The following is a 17,534-nucleotide window of genomic DNA, read 5'->3' as shown; positions in this document are numbered from 1 at the left end:
TCCTGCCCTAGCGCAGGCCCAGGTACAGCCCCACCGGCACGAACACCACCGCGGCGATATTGCCCAGCAGCACGATCGATGCGACCTGGTCCGGCTCCTGCCGGAAATGGTCCGCCACCAGGAAGTTCAGCACCGCCGGCGGCAACGCCGCAAACACGAACAGCAGCCCGCGCTGCAGCTCGCTCAGCGGCACCCACTGCGCCAGCGCCAGCGCCACCGCGATGCCCGTCAGCGGGCACACCGCCGCGCCGACCAGCCCCATGCCCCAGTTGCGCAGGCTCACGTCCTTCATGCGCACGCCCAGCGCAAACAGCATCAGCGGCACGGTGGCATCGCCCAGCAGCTTGACCGACTGGTAGACCGGGTCCGGCAGCGTGAACCACGGCCGCGCCAGCGCCAGCGCCACCCCCGCCACGGTGGCCAGCACCATGGGGTTGCGCGCGATCTGCGCCAGCGACGCATGCCGGTTGACGATCTTCATGCCGATGGTGAAGTGCATCAGGTTCGACGCCGCGAACAGCGCCACCGCGGGCGCCAGCCCCGCCGGGCCGAAGGCGAACACCGACAGCGGCAAACCCATGTTGCCGCAGTTGTTGAACATCATCGGCGGCACGAAGGTGCGCGGATCGACCTTCATCCAGCGCGCCAGGCCCCACGCCAGCACGCCCGAGCCCAGCACCACCGCCACCGCGCAACCCAGCAGCACCAGCTGGTCGGCCAGCACGAAGTCCTTGCTGACGAAGGCCGACACCACCAGCAGCGGCGCGATCACGTCGAGCGTGGCGCGGTTGATGCCGGCCATGTCCGGATGGGCCTTGCGCCCGTACAGCCACCCGACCAGGATGATCAGGATGACCGGCGTGATGATGGAGACGATGCGCTCGAACATGGGCAGGCGGACGGGCAACGCGCCGCCTGCAAGGGACGGCGCGCCGGGAATGGTGGGAGGCTTGCGGGAACCGCGCTCCGCTTACTGCGCCGGCGTGCCGGCGGCCGGCGCCTCGGCGGACGGGGCCGCGCCGGGCGCGGCGTGGCGGATAAAGTGGGTGCGGTAGTAGCGCAGCTCTTCGACCGACTCCAGGATGTCGGCCAGCGCGGTGTGCAGCTGGCGCTTGACGAAGCCCTTGTGGATGGCCGGCTCCCAGCGCTTGCACAGTTCCTTGAGCGTCGACACGTCGAGGTTGCGGTAGTGGAAGAACGCTTCCAGCTTGGGCATGTAGCGCGCCATGAAGCGCCGGTCCTGGCAGATCGAGTTGCCGCACATCGGCGACTTGCCGGCCGGCACCCAGCGCTTGAGGAAGGCCAGCAGTTCGGCCTCGGCCTGCTCTTCGGTCAGGGTCGAGGCCTTGACCTTGTCGATCAGGCCCGAGCGGCCGTGCGTGCCCTTGTTCCAGTTGTCCATGCCGTCGAGCACGGCATCGCTCTGGTGGATCACCAGCACCGGGCCCTCGGCCAGGATATTGAGCTCGGAGTCGGTAATCACCACCGCCACTTCGATGATGCGGTCGGTATCCGGCTGCAGGCCGGTCATTTCCATGTCCAGCCAGATCAGGTTGTTTTCGCTTTTGACGGATTTGGCGGCGGCTTGGCTTGTCATCGGGACTGCGGCAGATAGGGATTGGAGGGCAGCGGCCGCGGCGGGGCCGGGCGCGAACAATTTATAATTCTCGCATATCCGTCCGGGACGGCCGCCTGCGCACCAGCGCGGCGCCGTTTTCGGAAGTTCCGGACCGCCGCCTGCCCCACCCCGCGGCGCGGTCCCCACGGGCACCCGTCGCCTGCAAGGCCGGGCGCCCGCACCCACAAGGCGCTTGCCGATGTTCACGATTGTCTTTCTCGCCGCCCTGGTGCTGATGGTGCTGACCAAGCTGTGGCTGGCCGCGCGCCAGGTGCGCCATGTCGCGCAGCACCGCCAGGCCGTGCCGGCGCGCTTTGCCGACACCATCAGCCTGGCCTCGCACCAGAAGGCCGCCGACTACACCATCGCCCGCACCCGGCTGTCGATGCTGGAAGTGCTGGCCGGCGCCGCCTTGCTGATCGCCTTCACCATGCTGGGCGGGCTGCAGTGGCTCAACCAGTTCTGGCTGGAAACCTTCGGCCCGGGCTATGCCTACGGCGTGGCGCTGGTGGCCAGCGTGGCGCTGATCGGCGGGCTGGTCGACCTGCCGTTCTCGCTGTATGGCCAGTTCGGCATCGAGCAGCGCTTCGGCTTCAACAAGATGACCTTCGGCCTGTGGCTGGCCGATGTGGTCAAGATGCTGCTGGTGGCCAGCGCGCTCGGCCTGCCGCTGCTGCTGGCGGTGCTGTGGCTGATGGAGCGCGCCGGTTCGCTGTGGTGGGTGTGGACCTGGCTGGTGTGGATGGCGTTCAACCTGTTCCTGCTGGTGGTGTTCCCCACCTTTATCGCGCCGCTGTTCAACAAGTTCGAGCCGCTCACCGACGAATCGCTGCGCCAGCGCATCGAGAGCCTGATGCAGCGCTGCGGCTTTGCCAGCAAGGGGCTGTTCGTGATGGACGGCAGCAAGCGCAGCGCGCACGGCAATGCGTACTTCACCGGCTTCGGCGCCGCCAAGCGCATCGTCTTTTTCGACACGCTGCTGTCGCGCCTGTCGGGCGACGAGATCGAGGCGGTGCTGGCGCACGAGCTGGGCCACTTCAAGCGCCGCCACGTGGCCAAGCGCATCGCCGTGACCTTCGCGCTGAGCCTGGTGTTCCTGGCGCTGCTGGGCTGGCTGGCGACGCGCAGCTGGTTCTACACCGGGCTGGGGGTGGCACCCAACCTGGGCGTGTCGAACAGCGCGCTGGCGCTGGTGCTGTTCTTCCTGACGCTGCCGGTCTTTACCTTCCTGCTGGGGCCGCTGTCGAGCCAGTCGTCGCGCCGCCATGAGTTCGAGGCCGATGCCTTTGCCGCCGACCAGACCGACGCCAACCACCTGGTATCGGCGCTGGTGAAGCTGTACAAGGACAACGCCTCGACGCTGACGCCCGACCCGCTCTACAGCGCCTTCTACTACTCGCATCCGCCCGCGGCGCAGCGGATCGACCGCCTGCTGGCGCACGCATGAGCCGCGCCGCGCGTCACCGCAACGCCGGCGGCGGCACCCCGGCCGGCACTACTACCGAATCCGCGCTGATCATCGCCGCCCATGGCCGCCACTATGTGGTCGAACTGGAGGACGGCGCGCGCATGCACGCGTTTCCGCGCGGCAAGAAGAGCGACTGCGCGGTGGGCGACCACGTCAGCGTCGAGCGCGCCGCCGCCGACCAGTGCGTGATCACCAGGGTTTCGCCACGCAAGAACCTGCTGCACCGCTCGGACCAGTTCAAGTCCAAGCTGCTGGCTGCCAATATCGACCAGGTCATCATCGTGCTGGCCACCGAGCCGGGTTTCTCCGAAGACCTGCTCGGGCGCGCGCTGGTCTCGGCCGAGGCGCTCGGGATCCGGCCGCTGGTGGTGCTCAACAAGACCGACCTGCCCGAGCGGCTGGAAGAGGCGCGCGGCCGCCTGGCGCTGTACCGCGGGCTGGGCTACGACACGCTGGAGCTGTCGGTGCGCGCCGATCCGGCGCAGGCGCTGGCGGCACTGCGGCCGCGCCTGGCGGGACTGGCCAGCATCCTGATCGGGCAATCGGGCATGGGCAAGTCGTCGCTGCTGAACCTGCTGATCCCGGGCGTCGACGCGCAGACGCGCGAGATCTCGGCCAAGCTCGATTCCGGCAAGCACACCACCACCTTCACCCGGCTCTACCATTTGCCGGAGGACTGGGGTACCGTCGATGGGCGCCAGGGGGCGCTGATCGATTCGCCGGGCTTCCAGGAATTCGGCCTCTACCACCTCAGCGAAGGCATGCTGGAACGCGCCTTCCCCGAGTTCCGCCCGCTGCTGACCGCGTGCCGCTTCTACAACTGCCATCACGTCAACGAGCCCGGCTGCGGCGTGCTGGCCGCGGTGGCCACCGGCGACGTCTCGGAACGCCGGCACCAGCTCTACACGCAGCTGCTGCACGAATCCAGCCAGCAGAAACCGTGGTGAAGCCGTGGTAAGGTAAGCGCACCTGGGTTACCGGTGCGCTGCCATGAAACTGCTGCTGTCCGCCACGTCCCTCGTCCACGCGGCCCATTGCCAAAACGTCCTGCGCGCGGCCGGCATCCGGGCGGAACTGCGCAATACCTGGCTGGCCGGCGCGACCGGCGAGATCCCGTTCCGCGAGAGCGCGCCGCAGGTGTGGCTGGTGGATGACGAGATGGAGGCGCAGGCGTGGGCGGTGCTCAATGCCGCGGCCAACCCGGTGCCGGGGCCGAGCTGGCAATGCCGCCATTGCGGGGAATGGCACGAGGCGCAGTTCGGCGCGTGCTGGCGCTGCGGCGCCGCCCGCGACTAGCCGGCGCCGGCCAGCCCGGCACCGCTTTCAAAAGACGCGGCTCAGCCCACCCATAGCGCCAGCGACAGCATCGCCAGCAGCAGCATCCACAACACCACCGCGCGCCACACCAGCCCCACCGCCGACTGCAACGTGCGCACGCCGGGCTCGGTGCCGAACTCGGGCGGTGCCGGCTCCGGGCCGCCGTTGGCGCCGTCGGCGTCTTCCATGCCGGGCGCGTAGTCCACCGCCGGCCCGGCCACGCTGGTGCGCAGCACCACCGTGGAATCGTCCTCGGCCAGCGGCGTGCCCAGCCGCACGCCCAGCGCGCCGCCGCCGCTCGCAAGCAGGATGCCGTTGACGGCATCGTTCCACTTGCGCGCATGGTTGCGCCAGGCGTAGACCGCGTCCTCGAAGTTGCCGACGATGGCAAAGCCGATCGAGGTCAGCCGCGACGGGATCCAGTCCAGCAGGTAGAAGGCGCGCGCGGCAAAGCGGCCCAGCGCCGGGCTGCGCTCGGTCGACGGCAGGTTCCAGTGGCGGCCCAGGTATTCGGCGGTACGGTACAGCACCACGCCGCCGGGGCCGACCGGCACCAGGAACCAGAAGAACACGCCGAATACGTGCCGGTGCACGGCGATGATCGCCGCTTCCAGCGTATGCCGAACGATTTCGGACACCGGCATCTCGACGGTATCGAGCCCGGTCCACTCGTGCAGCAGCGTGCGCGCGGTGTGGAGGTCGTCGCGGTTGAGCGCCTCGTGGATGTCGGTGAAATAGTGGCTGAACTGGCGGAAGCCGAGCGTCAGGTACAGCACCAGCACATTCCACGCGAGCGTCAGCGCCACGCTGATCGACGCCAGCAGGTGGTGCACCACGATCACCGCCAGCGTCAGCGGCAGCACCACGGTCAGCCACGCCAGCGCGGCGTCGCGCGGCCGGCCGGTGTCGAAGGCGTGCTCGGCGCGGTCGCCGAGCGCGCGCACGATCTCGTAGATCGGGTTGTTGCGGCCCAGGGCGCGGAACTGCTCGGCAATCAGCGCCAGGAGAATGGAAACAAAGGTCATCTTGGTACGGGGTGCTCCAAGGGCACGCCGGCCCGTTCGGGCCGGCCGGCGCGACTGGCCAGCGATGTGCCGGCGCAGGCGCAATGCATAGCGAGAAGATAGCACAGCGCTACGCGCGGCCCCCCGGCGCGCCGCGCAAAAGCAAAAGCCCGCCATGGGGCGGGCTCTCGCACCGAACCGCCGGCGCGGTCAGGGCAAGTCGAATACCAGCACTTCAGCGCCGTCGCCGCCGGACAGCGCGACCTCGGCCACGTCTTCCAGCCTGGCCGCGTCGCCGGCCTCGAGCGCCTTGCCGTTGACCGTCACCCGGCCGCGCGCCACGTGCACATAGGCGCGGCGGCCCGGCGCCAGCGCCAGCGTGGCAGCTTCGTCGCCGTCGAACAGGCCGGCGTAGAGCCGGATGTCCTGGTGCACCACCACCGAGCCCTCGGCGCCGTCGGCGCTGGCGACCAGGCGCAGCTTGCCGCGCTTGTCGGCCGCGTCGAAGTGCTTTTCCTCGTAGCCGGGATCGATGCCGTTCTCGGCCGGGATGATCCAGATCTGCAGGAAATGGGTGGTGTCGTGCTCGGCATGGTTGTACTCCGAATGGCGCACACCGGTGCCGGCGCTCATGCGCTGCACGTCGCCCGGGCGGATCACGCTGCCGTTGCCCATGCTGTCCTTGTGCGCCAGCTCGCCTTCGAGCACATAGCTGATGATTTCCATGTCGCGGTGGCCATGGGTGCCAAAGCCCATGCCCGGCGCGACGCGGTCTTCATTGATCACGCGCAGCGGCCCGAACTGCACATGCTGCGGGTCGTAGTAGTCGGCGAATGAGAACGAATGATAGGACTTCAGCCAGCCGTGATCGGCGTACCCACGCTCTGCGGACTTTCTGATTTCAATCATTTTGATGGCCCTCCTTGAGCCTTTTTCGCCGACAGCACCGTCTGGATAACCGTGTCGCGGCATACGTTTTCGCTTTGGATGCTAGGCAGTTTAGGCCTTCAGGCGTATATTTACGGGGACCACCTTAGAAGCAGTCATTCAGAATTTCTGAACATGGCCCTCTCGCTAGAATCCCTCGAAGTCCTCGACGCCATCGAACGCAAGGGCAGCTTTGCCGCCGCCGCCCACGAGATGGGCAAGGTCCCGTCCGCGCTGACCTACGTGGTGCGCAAGCTCGAAGAAGACCTCGACGTGCTGCTGTTCGACCGGCGCCGCCATCGCGCCGAGCTGACCCCCGCGGGCCGCGCCCTGCTCGACGAAGGCCGCCACCTGCTGCACGCCGCCGACGACCTGGCCCGGCGCGTCAAGCGCCTGGCCACCGGCTGGGAGGCCACCCTGACCATCGTGGTCGATGACCTGATCAACTTCCGCGCGCTGCTGCCGGTGATCCACGATTTCTACGCCGAGAACACCGCGACCCGGCTGCGCTTTTCCAAGGAAGTGCTGGGCGGAGCATGGGACGCGCTGGTCAGCAACCGCGCCGACCTGGTGATCGGCGGCGCCTACGATGCGCCCAGCACGCAGGGCTTCCAGATCCGGCCGCTGGGGTCGATGCCGTTCGTGTTCGCCGTGGCCGCGCACCACCCGCTCGCCACCGAGGAAGGCCCCCTCACCACCATCCAGATCGCCAGGCACCGCATCGTCGCCGTGGGCGATACCTCGCGCAACCTGCCGGCCCGCACCCATGGCGTGCTGGCCGGGCAGGACGTGCTGGTGGTGCCGACCATGCGCGACAAGCTCGAAGCCCAGATCCGCGGCCTTGGCTGCGGCTGGCTGCCGGCGCCGATGGCGCAGCCGCATATCGAGAGCGGCGTGCTGCAGGCACGCGAGACCGTCGAGGTGCGCGCGCCGGGCAACTTCAAGGTGGCATGGCGCACCAGCAACCGCGGCAAGGCGCTGCAATGGTGGGCCGGCAAGCTGGAAGACCCGCGCCTGGCGCAGGCGCTGCTGCAGCAACCCGACTTCGCCGGCTGAGGATGGGCTGATGGCAGGGATGGCTGCAATGGCAGTGCAGCAGAGCGCCACGGGCCGCTATCGCGGCCGCTTCGCGCCCTCGCCCACCGGGCCGCTGCACCTGGGCTCGCTGGTGACCGCGCTGGCCAGCTGGCTGGACGCGCGCGCGCATGGCGGGCAATGGCTGGTGCGCATCGAAGATATCGACACGCCGCGCTGCGTGCGCGGCGCGGACCACGACATCCTGCACACGCTGGAGCGCGTCGGCATGACGCCCGACGAGCCGCCGGTGTGGCAGAGCCGGCGCGAACCGCACTATGCCGCGGCGCTGCGCAAGCTCGATGCCGCGGGGCAACTCTACCCGTGCGGCTGCTCGCGCAAGGAGATCGCCGATTCACTGGTGCACGTGCGCGAGCGGCACCAGACCCTGGGCTATCCCGGCACCTGCCGCCACGGCCTGAACGGCAAGCTGCCGCGCGCGTGGCGCGTGCGCGTGCCGGACGGACCCGCCGCTCTGCTGTGTTTCGACGACCGCTGGCAGGGACGCCAGTGCCAGAACCTGGAGACCGAGCTCGGCGACTTCGTGCTGCGCCGCGCCGACGGCCTGTGGGCCTACCAGCTGGCGGTGGTGGTCGACGACGGCCTGCAGGGCATCACGCATATCGTGCGCGGCGCCGACCTGCTCGACTCCACGCCGCGGCAGATCCACCTGCAGCACCTGCTGGGACTGCCCACGCCGGCTTACCTGCACGTGCCGGTGGTGGTCAATCAGGCCGGCGAGAAGCTCAGCAAGCAGAGCGGTGCGCAGCCGATCGACACCAGCGCACCGCTGGACGCCTTGCGCGAGGCCGGTGCGCACCTGGGACTGTCGAACCCGGCCGCCACGGTCCAGGACTGGCTGGCGCGCGCCACCGACGGGTGGCGCCAGCGGCTGACCACGCTGCCGCTGCCGGCATCGGCCTAGCCGCCGCAAAAAAATGGCCCGCACAAGCGGGCCATTCTCTGCAAAACGTCGATCCGTTCAGGACTTGCGCGGCACCCCGCCCAGCAAGGCCGCCACCGGCCGCTTGGGCGCCTGGCGGCCGCGCGTGAGCGCGGCGGCGACTTCGTCGGCGGCCTTGGCCTGCGCCGCGCTGGCGGGGCTGGGCTCATACGGGCGCGAGAAGAACGGGTCGTCCGAAGCGCGGAAGGCCTGGCGGCTGGCGCCGTGGTCGTGGCGGCGCGGACGGTCTTCGCTGTCGGCGCTGCCGCGCGTGCGGCGCACTTCGCCGCGCTCGCGGCGGCGCTCGCCGTCGGTGTGGCGGCTACGCTCGCCGGTGGGATCGAAGCCCTCCAGCTTGCCGCGCGGGATGCTGCGCTTGATCAGCTTTTCGATATCGGACAGCAGGCGCTCGTCGTTGCCCGGCACGTAGATCGACAGCGCGTCGCCGCTGGCGCCGGCGCGGCCGGTGCGGCCGATGCGGTGCACATAGTCTTCGGCGCTGTACGGCACGTCGAAGTTGATCACGCACGGCATGTCGGGGATATCGAGGCCGCGCGCGGCCACGTCGGTGGCAACCAGCGCATCGATGGTGCCGCTCTTGAAGCCGTCGAGGGTCTGCATGCGCTCGGTCTGGGTCTTGTCGCCGTGGATCGCGGCGGCGTTGATGCCCTCGCGCTCCAGGTGCCGTGCCAGCCGCGAGCAGCCGATCTTGCTGTTGACGAAGACGATGCACTGGCGCGAGAGCCCTTGCTCCGCACGCTGCTTGAGCAGGTGCACCACGGCGGCCTGCTTGTGGCCGTCCTCGACCTGGTACACCGCCTGGCGCACGTTCTCGTTGGTCGAGTTGCTGCGCGCCACTTCGATGGTGACCGGCTGCTTCAGGTAGCTGGAGGCCAGCCGCTTGATCTCCGGCGAGAACGTCGCCGAGAACAGCAGCGTCTGGCGCTGCGCCGGCAGCAGGTTGATGATGCGCTGCAGGTCCGGCAGGAAGCCCATGTCGAGCATGCGGTCGGCTTCGTCCAGCACCAGCATCTGCACCTGCGACAGGTTCACCGACTTCTGCTGCACGTGGTCGAGCAGGCGGCCGGGCGTGGCCACCAGGATCTCGACACCGCGGCGCAGCGCGTCGGTCTGCGGGTTCATGTCGACGCCGCCGAACACCACCGTGCTGCGCAGATCGGTGTGCTTGGCATAGCGGGCGACATTGTCGTAGACCTGGTCGGCCAGTTCGCGCGTGGGCGTCAGCATCAGCGCGCGCACCGGGTGGCGCGCCGGCGAGGCGCTGGCATTGGCCAGCGGCAGCAGGCGCTGGATGATCGGCAGCGCGAAGCCGGCGGTCTTGCCGGTGCCGGTCTGCGCGGCGCCCATCACGTCCTTGCCCAGCAGCACGACCGGAATGGCCTGCGCCTGGATCGGCGTGGGAGAGCTATAGCCCTGCTCGGACAGGGCGCGCAGGATGCGCGCGTCGAGGCCGAAGCCGTCGAAGGTCTGCACAGCGGCGGGAACCGCGGTGGTAGGTTCTGGTGCGTTCGTAGTGGTCATGGGTATCGGTATTGGCGGGAGGCGAACCCGGCACAAACGGATACGCGTCTGGAACTCATCTCGCCCTGAATCTCGCTCGGCACCGGTAAGTTTCCGGCGCGGCCGCGCTGACTACGCAATTGGCCAAGAGAATCAAAGACTTAGATTTTAGCATCTCTGCCAGTCCAGTGGGCGCTCCGGCGCCGCCGTGCGGCGGCCGCGACAAGCCCGCGCCAGCGGCGGGCCGGCGCGCCCATTGTCAAGACATTGTCATATCGGCCAAGCAAGATGCCGGCGGCGCGGCGGCCCTGCCGGCCCGCGCCGCTTCTTCACACGGGACCGACATGGACTTCGAGCTGTTTCGCCAGACCTGCCAGCAATTCCTGCGCACCTCCAGCCAGTTCCTGGGACTGGCCGCGGCCGGCCGCCACGCGGCGCTGCCGCGGCCGACGCTGCCCGCGCTGCCTGCCAGCCAGCCGCAGGGCCGGCAGCCCGCCTGACCCGCGGCCCGGGCTGCATCCCGGATCCGCAAGCCGCAAGACCGCCCGACGCGCCGCTCAGTCGCCGCGGATGCCGTTGTCCTGGATCACCTTGCCCCACTTGCTGTAGTCGGCCTTCATGCGCGCGGCCAGCTGCTCCGGCGGCATATAGGCGGCCACGGTGCCGGCGCCCAGCATCTTCTGCTGCACGGTCGGATCGGCCAGCGCCTTCTTCAGCTCGGCCGACAACGTCGCCACCACCTCCCTGGGCGTGCCGGCCGGCGCCAGCAGGCCGCCCCATGCGGTGGCATCGAAGCCGGGGAAGCCCTGTTCGGCGACGGTCTTGACCTCCGGCGTAAAGCTGACCCGCTTGCCCGAGCCGACCGCGATCGGGCGCAGCTTGCCGGCCTTGATATGCGGCAGCGCCGCGATCATGTCCGAGAACATCATCGGCACCTGGCCGGCCAGCAGGTCGGAGATGGCCGGCGCGCTGCCCTTGTAGGGCACGTGCTGCACGTCGAAGTTGCCCAGGTTCTTCAGCAGCTCGGTCGACAGGTGGCCGAAGCTGCCGTTGCCGGCGCTGGTGTAGTTGAGCGCGCCCGGCCTGGCCTTGGCCTTGGCGATGTACTGCTGCAGGCTGGTCACGTCCGGCATCGCCTGCGGATTGACCACCATCACGATCGGCAGGTCATAGGCCGCGCCGATGGGCGTGAAGTCCTTGAAGAGGTCATAGCCCTTGCGGTTGATCAGGTGCGGCGCCAGCAGCGTGGGCGTGGCCAGCACCAGCAGCGTGTAGCCGTCGGCCGGGCTCTTGGCGACGTTTTCGGCGCCGATGGTGCCGGAGGCGCCGGGACGGTTGTCCACCACCACCGGCTGCTTCAGCGTTTCGCTCATCTTCTGGCCGATGATGCGCGCGGCGGTGTCGGTCGGGCCGCCCGGCGGGAACGGCACCACCAGCCGGATCGGCTTGCTCGGGTAGGTCTCGGCAAACGCCGGCGCGGCGGCGAGCGGCAGCGTGGCGCTCAGGAGGACGGCGCCCAGGCGGCGCTGGAAGGTACGGCGGCTAGTGTTCTGCATGGTGTGGCTGTGTCCTGCGGTAAATCGCGATAAATCAGAATCGATGCGCGGCCCAGGCCGCGCCGGGATGAAGCGACTGCGCTTGCGTAACGTCATGACAGATCTGGCGTGCCTCCTTGCGAGCCGGTCATGGCCGGCCTGTCCGATGGAATGGTGTGGTGGTGCGGCGGCGGTTACAGGCGCATGGTGCCGGCCTGGAACAGCCGGGCATCCATCTCGCGCAGGTCCGGCGCCACCGCAACCGGCGTGGCGCACTGGTCGAGCACATCGCGCTGCAGGTCGACGCCGGGGGCGATCTCGACCAGCGTGAGGCGGGCCGCGTTGCCCGCATCGCCGTCGCCGGCACGCATCTCGAACACCGCGCGTTCGGTGATGTACACCACCGGGATGCCCAGCGATGCCACATAGGGGCCGTTGAAGCTCAGGTGCGAGACCTCCGGCACGATCTTCTTCACGCGGCCTTCGCGCACGATCTGCAAGCGGCCGTCGCCCGCGCGTACCTCCAGCCCGCCGGCCGTCAGCGTGCCCATGAACACCACCGCGCGCGCGCTCTGGGTGATGTTGATAAAGCCGCCGACGCCGGCAATCAGCGCGCCCTCGCCTTCGCCGAACTTGCTGACGTTGACGTTGCCCTGGCCATCGAGCTCGGCCAGGCCGAGGATCGCCAGGTCGATGCCGCCGCCCTCGTAGAAGTCGAACTGCGCGGGCTGGTCCACCACCGCTTCCGGGTAGGCCGAGGCACCGAAGCTGAGGCCATCGGCGGGCGTGCCGCCGATCGGGCCGGCTTCGACCGTCAGCGTGAAGCCGTGCAGCCCGGCCTGGTGCGCCAGCATCCCCACCGCCGCCGGCATGCCTACCCCAAGGTTGACCACGCGCGGCGCGCGCCGCGCCAGCTCCATCACCGCGCGGCGCTGCACGATGGTGCGCGCGTCGAGCGGCCCGGCCTCGGGCGACGTGCCGGCGGCCTCATCCGTGGCGCCCTCGCCCTGCCACGGCGTGACGTACGCCGGGTTGAAGGCCTCGGCAAAGGTCATCTGGTGGTTGGCGGGGTTGTCGCAGACCACCACGTAGTCGACCAGGATGCCGGGCACGTGGATGGCCTGCAGGATCTCGTGGTGATCGACCAGGCCTTCGACCTGCGCGATCACGATGCCGCCCGAGTTGTGTGCGGCCTGCGCCAGCGCCAGCAGCTCATGGTGGAAGGCCTCGCGATGGGTGCTGAGGTTGCCGCGCGCGTCGGCCGCGGTGCAGCGGATCAGCGCGCAGTCGATCGGGAAGCTGGGATAGAACAGATATTCGTCGCCGCGGAACTCGACCGCATCGACCCAGCACGCCTTGCCGTCGGCGATGGCGCGACGCGCGCGCTGGTTGACGGCGCCGCCGTGGTAGCGCGCGTCCTGCGCGGTGCGCGGATCGACAAAGGTGTGCAGGCCGATTTTGGTCATCACGCCGGGCTTGCCGCCGGCAATGGCGCGGTACAGGTGCGTCAGTACCCCCTGCGGCAGGTTGTAGCCCTCGCACTGCTCGGCCATCGCCAGCGTGGCCAGCCGCGTGGCCGAGCGCCAGTGCCCGCCGACCACGGCGGCGGTCATGCCGGCATTGCCGAAATGGTTCACGCCGCGCGCGCCGCGGTCGCCCTGCCCGGCCGAATACACCAGCGTCAGGTCGCGCGGCAGGCCGCTGTGCAGGAAGCGCTGCTCCAGCGCCTCGGTTACGGCCTCGGCGTGGCCGGCGCCGACAAAGCCCGCGCTGGCCACGGTCCAGCCATCCTGCACGAGCGCCGCCGCTTCACGCGCGGTGATTACCTTCATCGCTGTCTCCGGTTCTGGTCGTGCCGTCCCGCATCGCCGGCGGCACGCTTTCCGTGAATTTGTTTTGCGAACATTTGTTCGGAAAACGCTATCATACGGAGATGCCGCCGGTCGGCGCAAGCCCCGCGCGATGGCGTCGACCAGCACGTGCCTGATGGTTCATCTCACGACCGCCCCCTGTCAAAAGCCCTATGCCGCAAGCCGAAACCGCCAAGAAGGACGAACTGCTGGAATCGCTGAGCAAGGGCCTGGCGCTGCTGCGCCTGCTGGGCGCGGGCGCGGAGCGCCTGACCATGCAGGAGGTGGCCGACCAGCTCGACGTGACCCGTGCCGCCGCGCGCCGCTTGCTGCTGACGCTCGAGCACAACGGCTACGTGGCGCAGGACGGCCGCCACTTTGCGCTGACGCCGCGGGTGATGGAGCTGGGCTACGCCTACTTTGCCTCGATGAGCCTGCCGCAGATGGCGCGGCCCTACCTGCAGCAACTGTGCGAGACCCTGGGCGAAAGCTGCTCGCTGGGCGTGCTCGATGCCGAATCGGTGGTGCTGGTGGCGCGCGAGGAACCGCGCCAGCTGCTGCGCGTGGACATGGCGCTGGGGCGGCGGATGCCGGCCTATGCGCATTCGCTCGGCCGGGTGCTGCTGGCCGGCCTGGACGACAGCGCGCTGCAGGCCTACCTGGCAAGCGCGACACTGCACAAGCTGACGCCGTTCACGGTCAGCTCGCGCACCACGCTGGCGCGCACGCTGCGCCAGGTGCGCGCCGACGGCTACTGCGTGCTGGTCAGCGAACTGGTGGACGGCTACGCCGGGATCTCGGTGCCGCTGCGCGACCAGGCCGGCAAGGTGGTGGCCGGGCTGGGCTTCAGCATGGTGCTGGGCAGTCGCGACCGGGCCCATCTGGAAGCGCGCTTCCTGGCGCCGCTGCGCGAGGCCGCCGCCCGCATCGAAGCCATCCTGCAGGCGCGCTGAGCCACGCCCGGCCGATGTCGATGTAGAAAAGCCCCGCGTGCCGGGGAGGCAGCGGGGCTCAAGCGGTAGCGGGGCAACCGGTTCGATCACCCACGCCGTCGATCTTGGCGCATCGCGCCGGCGCGGGCATCCCCCAAATGCGGGCCATTGCATGCGCCGTGGCTGGCGGGCCGCAGGCGCGCCCCGCAAAGCCAGTCAATCATGGCCCTGTCACACGCTCGTAGGAATCCGGGTTTTCGCCGAGCGGGTTTTCGCCAGCTTCCGCGCGGCGGCCGGATGCGGTCTACTGGTCTCACATCGACGCCCCTGGCACCGCCAACCCCGGATTGCCACCGCCGATGGTGCTACAGAACTAGTCCAATGACCGGGAGACAGACCATGGTGACGAAGAAAGAAGAGGCTTTCGTACTGAAGAACCTCCTCGCCCTTGCCGCAGTGGAAACCGTGGGCGGCGCGATCGCCCTGAGCATGGTCTTCCACCTGATCTGACACCACTCCCGCGCGCGCCGGCGCTGCCACGCCGGCGCCCAGTCCTGCCCAGCGCGCCAGCCGCCATTGCGCGCACCCAGCGCCTGGTCTGCGGTACGCGCCGGTCCAACTCCCACGCCATGCTGTCGCGGCGACGCCGCGGCCACTGCTCCGCGCCGTCCGGTCGGCGCTTCAGCTACTGCTGCCATTGCGCGCGGCATCCGCCGTCCACTCTGCGGGCGGACGGCATCGACAGCGATTGAGCCCGCCTGTCATCGGCACGTCACCCCACCTTCCTACACTCGCCTGGCTCCGGCTCGCAGCAGCCGCCACCACAACCAGCCAGGTGACTCCATGCTTCCCCGCAGACTGCCCACCACCACGGCCGCGATGCTGAGCGCGGCGGCATTGCTCGCCGCTTGCGGCGGCGACGGCGGCCCCACCTTGTCGCCCACCGCAACGCTGGTGCCGAGCGCCCAGCCGGGCAAGCCGGGACAGCCCGGCAACAAGCCGGGCCAGCGGCCCGATCCGGTGATCCGCTGCGCGCCCTGAGCCTTCCGCCAGTCCCCACGCCAATTCCGACAAGACCATGGTCTCTCGCCGCAATTTCCTGCAGGCCGCAGCCGGCACCGGTTTCGCCGCCGCCGCGCTGGCCGCGTTCCCGCCCAGCATCCGCAAGGCCCTGGCCATCCCGGCCAACAATGCCACCGGCACCATCGACGATGTCGAGCACGTGGTGATCCTGATGCAGGAGAACCGTTCCTTCGACCACTACTTCGGCACGCTGCGCGGCGTGCGCGGCTTCGGCGACCGCTTTACCATCCCGCTGCCCGGCGCGCGCCAGGTATGGCAGCAACAGCGCGCCAACGGCGCGGTGCTGACGCCGTACCACCTCGACGGCAGCAGCAACAACGCGCAGCGCGCCGCCGGCACCCCCCATGCATGGCTGGACAGCCAGCAGGCCTGGGACCACGGCCGCATGGCCAACTGGCCGACGTACAAGACCAGCACGTCGATGGGCTACTTCAAGGAACAGGAGCTCCCGTTCCAGTTCGCGCTGGCCAATGCCTTCACGCTGTGCGACGCGTACCACTGCTCGATGCACACCGGCACGGACGCGAACCGCGCCTTCCACCTGACCGGCACCAACGGCCCCACCGCGGCCAACGTCGCCTTCGTCAACAACGAGTGGGATGCGATCGACGGCCTGCCGGCCTCGGCCAACACCGGCTACACCTGGAAGACCTACGCCGAGCGCCTGGAAGCCGCGGGCATCAGCTGGATCTGCTACCAGAACATGCCGGACGAATGGGGCGACAACATGCTGGGCGCGTTCCAGCAGTTCCGCCAGGCCAACCTGGCGTCAGGCTATCCGGTCTCCAGCGGCGGCGCGCCGGGTGCGCCCTATGCCAACACCGGCCAGCCGCTGCCGTACCACGCCTACGATGCCGCCACCGACAACCCCGGCAACCCGCTCTACAAGGGCGTGGCCAACACCCTGCCCGGCAGCCGGCCCGACGAGTATCTCGATGCATTCCGCCGCGACATCCGCGCGGGCGGGCTGCCGCAGGTGTCGTGGATCAACGCGCCGTCGATCTATTGCGAGCATCCCGGCCCCTCCAGCCCGGTCCAGGGCGCCTGGTTCCTGCAGGAGGTGCTCGACGCGCTGACCGCGGTGCCCGAGGTCTGGAGCAAGACCGTGCTGCTGGTCAACTTCGACGAGAACGACGGCTATTTCGACCACGTTCCCTCGCCCTCGGCGCCGTCGATGAATGCCGACAAGACGCTCGCCGGCAAGTCGACGCTGAGCGACGCCGAGATGCAGGCCGAGTACTTCAACCAGCCGGCGCCGCCGGGCAGCCGCACCCAGCCCGCGCCGGACGGCCGCGTCTTCGGCCCCGGGCCGCGTGTGCCGCTGTATGTGATTTCGCCGTGGAGCCGCGGCGGCTGGGTCAACTCGCAGGTGTTCGACCACACTTCGGTGCTGCGCTTCCTGGAAGCCCGCTTCGGCGTGGCCGAGCCGCATATCAGCCCGTTCCGCCGCGCCGTGTGCGGCGACCTGACCAGCGCCTTCAATTTCAAGACGCCCAACAACGAAGCGCTGCCCACGCTCGGCGGCCGCACCACGCGCAGCGACGCCGACCAGCTGCGCCGCGCGCAGCAGGCCCTGCCTGCCGTACCGCTGCCTGCCGACATGCAGCTGCCGCAGCAGGCCGCCGGCACCCGCCCGTCGCGCGCGCTGCCGTACGAACTGCACACCAGCGCGCGCTGCAGTGCCGTGGGCCAGGTCGAACTGGTGTTTGCCAACACCGGCACGCAGGCCGCGGTGTTCCACGTCTACGACCGCCTCCAGCTGGGACGGATCCCGCGCCGCTATATGGTGGAAGCCGGCAAGTCGCTCAGCGATACCTGGAATGCCTTCCAGGACAATGCCGGGCCATACGACCTGTGGGTGCTCGGCCCCAACGGCTACCATCGCCACTTCCGCGGCGACACCCGCCGCATCGGCGAAACCGGCATCGCCCCCGAGATCCGGGTCTGCTACGACATTGCCAACGGCGATGTCTATGTCGACCTGATCAACGCCGGCGGCAGGGCCTGCCACTTCCACATCGAGGCGCTGGCCTACCGCGGCGATGGCCCGTGGAAGGCCACCGTCGGTGCCAACGGCAGCAAGTCCCGGCACTGGCAATTGGAGCAGAGCGGCCAATGGTATGACTTCGCGGTGACCTGCGACACCGATCCGGCCTTCTACCGCCGCTTTGCCGGACGCGTGGAAACCGGTCGGCATACGGTCAGCGATCCGGCCATGGGGATGGCGGCGCAGGGCTGAGGCATCGGACCCGCGCCGCTGCC

General features: G+C 69.3%; 16 protein-coding genes. 9 read left to right on the top strand and 7 right to left on the bottom strand.

Translation table 11 applies throughout. The annotated features are described in order from the left end of the window. Positions 1 to 7: 7 nt before the first annotated feature. Together LIN44_RS06330 and orn are read right to left on the bottom strand one after the other, a co-directional pair. The gene (locus LIN44_RS06330; protein ID WP_116378975.1) at positions 8 to 889 is read right to left on the bottom strand and encodes an AEC family transporter; all 882 of its coding nucleotides are present in this window, start codon (positions 887 to 889) and stop codon (positions 8 to 10) included. Positions 890 to 970: 81 nt separating this feature from the next. Next, entirely contained in the window at positions 971 to 1,597 is a 627-nt protein-coding gene (gene orn, locus LIN44_RS06325; RefSeq protein ID WP_116337495.1) for an oligoribonuclease, read from the bottom strand. A 220-nt stretch (positions 1,598 to 1,817) separates the two neighbouring features. Here orn and LIN44_RS06320 point away from each other — a divergent pair, with 220 nt between their 5' ends. From LIN44_RS06320 to LIN44_RS06310, 3 genes are read left to right on the top strand one after another with little or no spacing between them, the layout of a single operon-like run. Continuing rightward, positions 1,818 to 3,065: a M48 family metallopeptidase gene (locus LIN44_RS06320; protein WP_227313996.1), complete on the top strand. Its 1,248-nt coding sequence runs from the start codon at positions 1,818 to 1,820 to the stop codon at positions 3,063 to 3,065. Further along, the gene (gene rsgA / locus LIN44_RS06315) at positions 3,062 to 4,033 is read left to right on the top strand and encodes a ribosome small subunit-dependent GTPase A (protein WP_227313995.1); all 972 of its coding nucleotides are present in this window, start codon (positions 3,062 to 3,064) and stop codon (positions 4,031 to 4,033) included. The genes LIN44_RS06320 and rsgA overlap by 4 nt, the downstream gene beginning before the upstream one ends. Before the next feature lie 43 nt (positions 4,034 to 4,076). Then, positions 4,077 to 4,382 carry a putative signal transducing protein gene (locus LIN44_RS06310; RefSeq protein WP_227313994.1) on the top strand — a complete coding sequence of 102 codons (306 nt, stop codon included), beginning with the start codon at positions 4,077 to 4,079 and terminating at the stop codon, positions 4,380 to 4,382. 41 nt (positions 4,383 to 4,423) lie between these two features. Here LIN44_RS06310 and LIN44_RS06305 read toward each other — a convergent pair whose 3' ends face one another. Together LIN44_RS06305 and LIN44_RS06300 are read right to left on the bottom strand one after the other, a co-directional pair. Next, positions 4,424 to 5,428 (bottom strand): CobD/CbiB family protein, encoded by a 1,005-nt coding sequence (locus LIN44_RS06305; RefSeq protein ID WP_227313993.1) that lies wholly within the window; start codon positions 5,426 to 5,428, stop codon positions 4,424 to 4,426. A 189-nt stretch (positions 5,429 to 5,617) separates the two neighbouring features. Beyond that, complete coding sequence (locus tag LIN44_RS06300; protein WP_227313992.1) at positions 5,618 to 6,316, bottom strand: pirin family protein; 699 nt, start codon at positions 6,314 to 6,316, stop codon at positions 5,618 to 5,620. Positions 6,317 to 6,469: 153 nt separating this feature from the next. Here LIN44_RS06300 and LIN44_RS06295 point away from each other — a divergent pair, with 153 nt between their 5' ends. Beyond that, positions 6,470 to 7,390 (top strand): LysR family transcriptional regulator, encoded by a 921-nt coding sequence (locus LIN44_RS06295; RefSeq protein ID WP_092307103.1) that lies wholly within the window; start codon positions 6,470 to 6,472, stop codon positions 7,388 to 7,390. Between the two features lie 28 nt (positions 7,391 to 7,418). Continuing rightward, positions 7,419 to 8,333, top strand: coding sequence for a tRNA glutamyl-Q(34) synthetase GluQRS (gene gluQRS, locus LIN44_RS06290; protein WP_227313991.1), 915 nt, complete (start codon positions 7,419 to 7,421; stop codon positions 8,331 to 8,333). A gap of 57 nt (positions 8,334 to 8,390) precedes the next feature. Here the strand turns inward: gluQRS and LIN44_RS06285 are convergent, their stop codons facing one another. After that, positions 8,391 to 9,893: a DEAD/DEAH box helicase gene (locus LIN44_RS06285; RefSeq protein ID WP_227313990.1), complete on the bottom strand. Its 1,503-nt coding sequence runs from the start codon at positions 9,891 to 9,893 to the stop codon at positions 8,391 to 8,393. A 323-nt stretch (positions 9,894 to 10,216) separates the two neighbouring features. On the opposite strand from LIN44_RS06285, the gene LIN44_RS06280 reads away from it, so the two are divergent. Next, a complete protein-coding gene (locus LIN44_RS06280) occupies positions 10,217 to 10,372 on the top strand; it encodes a hypothetical protein (protein ID WP_227313989.1) in 156 nt (51 codons plus the stop codon). A gap of 57 nt (positions 10,373 to 10,429) precedes the next feature. Here the strand turns inward: LIN44_RS06280 and LIN44_RS06275 are convergent, their stop codons facing one another. Next, the gene (locus tag LIN44_RS06275) at positions 10,430 to 11,428 is read right to left on the bottom strand and encodes a tripartite tricarboxylate transporter substrate binding protein (protein ID WP_227313988.1); all 999 of its coding nucleotides are present in this window, start codon (positions 11,426 to 11,428) and stop codon (positions 10,430 to 10,432) included. Between the two features lie 173 nt (positions 11,429 to 11,601). Then, positions 11,602 to 13,239: an acyl CoA:acetate/3-ketoacid CoA transferase gene (locus LIN44_RS06270; RefSeq protein WP_227313987.1), complete on the bottom strand. Its 1,638-nt coding sequence runs from the start codon at positions 13,237 to 13,239 to the stop codon at positions 11,602 to 11,604. A 191-nt stretch (positions 13,240 to 13,430) separates the two neighbouring features. Between LIN44_RS06270 and LIN44_RS06265 the strand changes: the two genes are divergently transcribed. From LIN44_RS06265 to LIN44_RS06255, 3 genes are all read left to right on the top strand, one after another. After that, positions 13,431 to 14,210, top strand: coding sequence for an IclR family transcriptional regulator C-terminal domain-containing protein (locus LIN44_RS06265; protein WP_227313986.1), 780 nt, complete (start codon positions 13,431 to 13,433; stop codon positions 14,208 to 14,210). 822 nt (positions 14,211 to 15,032) lie between these two features. Beyond that, the gene (locus LIN44_RS06260) at positions 15,033 to 15,230 is read left to right on the top strand and encodes a hypothetical protein (RefSeq protein ID WP_227313985.1); all 198 of its coding nucleotides are present in this window, start codon (positions 15,033 to 15,035) and stop codon (positions 15,228 to 15,230) included. Between the two features lie 37 nt (positions 15,231 to 15,267). Continuing rightward, entirely contained in the window at positions 15,268 to 17,511 is a 2,244-nt protein-coding gene (locus LIN44_RS06255) for a phosphocholine-specific phospholipase C (protein WP_227313984.1), read from the top strand. The last annotated feature ends 23 nt before the right edge of the window (positions 17,512 to 17,534 follow it).

Origin of the sequence: Cupriavidus sp. MP-37 (assembly GCF_020618415.1) — a bacterium.
Lineage (GTDB): Bacteria > Pseudomonadota > Gammaproteobacteria > Burkholderiales > Burkholderiaceae > Cupriavidus.
The sequence above is the reverse complement of the archived record's forward strand: the minus strand, read 5'-3'. Positions and strand labels throughout refer to the sequence as shown.